The organism is Amycolatopsis sp. SID8362 (assembly GCF_010550475.1).
GTDB lineage: Bacteria > Actinomycetota > Actinomycetes > Mycobacteriales > Pseudonocardiaceae > Amycolatopsis > Amycolatopsis eburnea.
Genome location: NZ_JAAGNB010000565.1, coordinates 1 through 418 on the forward strand (window position 1 = coordinate 1; position 418 = coordinate 418).

Sequence of the window (418 nt, forward strand, 5' to 3'; positions counted from 1 at the left end):
GCGACGATCCCGGTCGCGACGGTCGCGTACGTCGGCTTCGCGCTGGCCGGAGCGGGTCTCGCGGCGTCGTTCCCGCTCGCGTTGAGCCTCGCCGGGGATGCCGGGAAGCGCGGCGACGGTACTGGCGGGGAGCGCGAGATCGGGTTCGTGTCGGCGCTCGCGTACACCGGGTTCTTGGCCGGGCCGCCGATCATCGGGGGCATCGCGCAGGCGGTCGGGTACGGGGCGGCGTTCTTGTTCGTCGGGCTGGTCGCGGCGTTGATCCTGCCCGCTGCGGTGGCGGCCCGGCGGTCGCGGCGGCGGGAGGAGGCCCGGGCGGCTGCCGTGGGGTGATGCTGGTGCTGGACCTCGCGCCCCGGCGGTGCCCGGCGGATGGCGGCGGCTTCGCTTGGGCGGTGCTGGTGCTGCGGGTGGGGTG

At 76.3% G+C, this 418-nt stretch carries 1 pseudogene; it reads left to right on the top strand.

Features of this window, described 5'->3' with window-relative positions:
- A pseudogene (locus G3I65_RS17435) lies at window positions 1–333 on the top strand (MFS transporter); the annotation flags it as partial.
- Window positions 334–418: the final 85 nt, after the last annotated feature.